This window comes from Vibrio sp. HENC-03 (assembly GCF_000305755.2).
GTDB lineage: Bacteria > Pseudomonadota > Gammaproteobacteria > Enterobacterales > Vibrionaceae > Vibrio > Vibrio owensii.
This window is the reverse complement of the sequence record NZ_JH976069.1, coordinates 1-3,262: the sequence shown is the minus strand read 5'-3', so window position 1 is coordinate 3,262 and position 3,262 is coordinate 1. Positions and strand designations below refer to the sequence as shown.

The window sequence follows — 3,262 nt, the reverse complement described above, 5'->3', positions numbered from 1 at the left end:
ATGCTTGCTTCCGTTTCTCCGGCTTTTGCTGAAACACCAGATATTACGGGCGCTATCAACGCCGCTGTCTCTGGCGGTCAAAGCAATGTATCACTGGTTGTTGCGGGTCTGATTGGTATGGCTGCACTGGGCTTTGGTGTGACTATGGTTGTTGGCTTCTTGCGTCGCTAACGGTTCGCCTCCATGCCTCCTTTATCTGGTAATTTACTTGGAGATGTTCTCGCTATCATTCTAGGTGTTGCCTTTGCGGGGGCATTTCTCCACGGCTTTGTGAGTGGCATCAATACTCACTAATCAGTTAATCAAGGGGGCTTCGGCTCCCTTTTTTATTGGTTGTTCTATGAAAAAGCTATTCCTTTTCTTACCGCTGCTTTTGTTCTCTTTCTATTCTCATGCCAGTGCTACCCAGTTTCCGGTGACCGCTGTTGCTCGTGACGTTAACTCTATCTTCGATTGCGCTGAGAACGGCAAGAGCTACACCATTGCGTCGGTGCTTTCTTGTCTTGAAAATCGCAGCGTTCCTTATAAGAACTACAAAACCACGACGTGCTTTTTACAAGTGAACAAGTATGGTGGCGGTTCCATTTGTAATGTTTCAGGTGGAGATTATCCCGGTCAAACGGTTAGGTTTAATGGTTGGTATGGGTTTCAGTGTCCTGCTGGTACCGAGCTTAACCGAGAAAACATGTGCGAATCGAACTGTGAGTTTGGCACCAATCCCGATGGGACTTGTATGGACGCTTGCCAGTTCAAACAGTCCATTGGTGATACCGTTAAACTCCATTGGCACCCTGCTGTTTATGGCGAGTTGGTAACAGGCGCTTGTTATGGTGATTACGGTGCGACTCGATGCGAAATGACCAAGAACGAATCCACCATCATTTGTACTGGCGTCCCTGATGGACAATACACACCGGATTCTCAATGCTCGCTGAACTTTGCTTACACTGGCCGACAGTGTGACGGCGGCACTTTGTTCTGGGGTGACAAAGGCCCTGATGAACCGATTATCCCACCGGAAGAACCCGAAGACCCGACCCATGAGCCAGATGATCCAACGGGCGAGATTGAAGATCCAAGTGTCCTACCCGATGACTCAACCAACACGTTCGACCCCAACGACGTTGACCCAGAGCCAGACGTTGAAGAACCTGACACAGATGAATCGACAGACACGGCAGTTGTTTCTGCCATTCGAGGTTTGAATGAAGACATCAACAAAGGCATTCATGATCTCAACGTTGACCTTAACGAATCACAAACTCAGATAGCCAATGCCGTTATTGAGGTGAAAGGTTCGCTCGTTGATAACACGCAAGCTATTCAAGAGCAGCAAATCAATGACAACAAGATATATGAGAACACCAAAGCCCTTATCCAACAGGCCAACGGCGACATTACCACGGCAGTCAATAACAACACCAACGCCACCATTGGCGTTCGAACGGATTTACAAGGCTTGGGTGATTCCCTTGGTGAACTGGGCAACAGCTTGGATTCTATCGAGGGTTTACTGACTGGCTCCGACTTTGGCACGCCAACAGGCACGGCAATCACTGGGGAAATCTTCACGGCTGAGGACTTCGCCAACCTGCAAACCGTTATTGATGGCAAAGCCGATTCGATTCAAGACTACGTGGATGACATCAAAGGACTGGTGAGCATCGGCACCAACTTCAATAACGGCACATTAAGTGACAAATCGTTTTCGATTAAAGGTGCGACGGTTGAGTCTGGCCTGCAACGTTTCGACTCCGTGTCCGGTTACGTTCGTCCGGTCGTCTTGTTCATTTGTGCCTTGATTGCTCTTTGGGTGCTGTTTGGTAATAGGAGTAAATAACATGGAGTACATCTACTCTGCTTTGGAGTTCATCGCCAACATTGGGCAGACCTTTCTCGACTTCTTCGACGTGGCAATTGCTTGGATAAAGAATGCGTTTGAATACGGCGGAATGTGGCTTATCTCGGTTTGGCTCGATATCAAGATTGCATCGATACAAATGGCACTCAAGATAGCGCAGCTGCTACTCGAAGAATATGGCGTTTATACCTTGGTTGAAGACCGCTTCAACGCCCTGCCTTCTGACGTTCGTTACATCCTGACCGAGTACGGCGTTACTTCTGGCCTGCGTATCATCTTCGATGCGTTCGCCACCTCTTTAGTTATGCGTTTCTTTAACTGGTGATCCAATGGCAACTTCCTTTCGATATGGTCACGGCGGCTCTTACAAATCAGCGTGTGCAGTTTGGTTCGACTTATTGCCTGCACTGCGTGAAGGTCGCATCTGTATTACAAACATTCATGGCATGCAGCCCTTAGAAGTCATCGAGCAAAGACTGGGTGAGAAATTTCCAGATAGTGCTCGTCTTATCCGCATCAGTTCGCGCAACCCAGAAGGCTTTGAGCTTTGGAAATACTTCTTCTGTTGGGCGCCAATTGGGGCGTTCATCCTCATCGATGAGTGCCAGCAAATCTACTCCACCAATGCAGGCTTTAAAATGGCGAACATACACAAGCGCCCTTTTACTGACTTTGAGCCACATCTACCCGAAGGATTCTCTGAGTTGTTTCAGTCTCGTTGGCTGACTGTTGATACATCCAGTTTGGACAATGGCGAGATAGACGATTGCCAACGCACACGTTTCGACGAGCAAGGCCGAATCATCTATCCGGAGAACTTCAACAATGCCTTTATGGAGCACCGGCACTACAACTGGGACATTGTCCTGCTCACGCCCGACTTTGCTCAAATCCCTAAAGAGTTAAAAGGTGTGGCTGAGTTGGCCAAGCAGCACAAAGGGAAAGACGGGATCTTCTTTTCCAACCGTAAACCTCGAATCCTAGAACATGACCCAACAAGAACGGTCACCAAACCAAGCAAAGACGATGTGGTGTACAACCTCAAAGTCCCGCTTGATGTTCACCTACTCTATGCCTCCACCGTTACGGGGCAAATCACTAAAGCGGGACTTGGGAAGAACATCTTTCTGAATCCTAAATTCTTAGCAGCTATGGCACTGATGGTGCTTTCATTTGGGTATGTCATTTATGCGCTTATTGGTCTTTTTTCTGATCCTGAGACGGCAGCTTCGCAAGGAACGCAGCCTCATCAAACTTCGCAGCAAAGTTCTGTTTCGTCTTCGCACAGTAAATCGAGCCCTGGGCAAACTTCTTCGGATAATTCTGTCGTGGGTTCTGGTCGTTCTGGCTGTACGGGTACTGGTTGCGGGAATGGGACTTATCATGACATAGGAACGGTTC

At 48.3% G+C, this 3,262-nt stretch carries 3 protein-coding genes; all 3 read left to right on the top strand.

What is annotated here, in order from left to right; translation table 11 throughout:
• Positions 1 to 340 precede the first annotated feature (340 nt).
• Entirely contained in the window at positions 341 to 1,840 is a 1,500-nt protein-coding gene (locus VCHENC03_RS18600) for a hypothetical protein (RefSeq protein ID WP_157621058.1), read from the top strand.
• Position 1,841: 1 nt separating this feature from the next.
• Entirely contained in the window at positions 1,842 to 2,186 is a 345-nt protein-coding gene (locus VCHENC03_RS18605; protein WP_005427048.1) for a DUF2523 family protein, read from the top strand.
• A 4-nt stretch (positions 2,187 to 2,190) separates the two neighbouring features.
• On the top strand, positions 2,191 to 3,262 hold a 1,072-nt coding region (locus VCHENC03_RS18610; protein WP_009705187.1), incomplete at its 3' end, for a zonular occludens toxin domain-containing protein.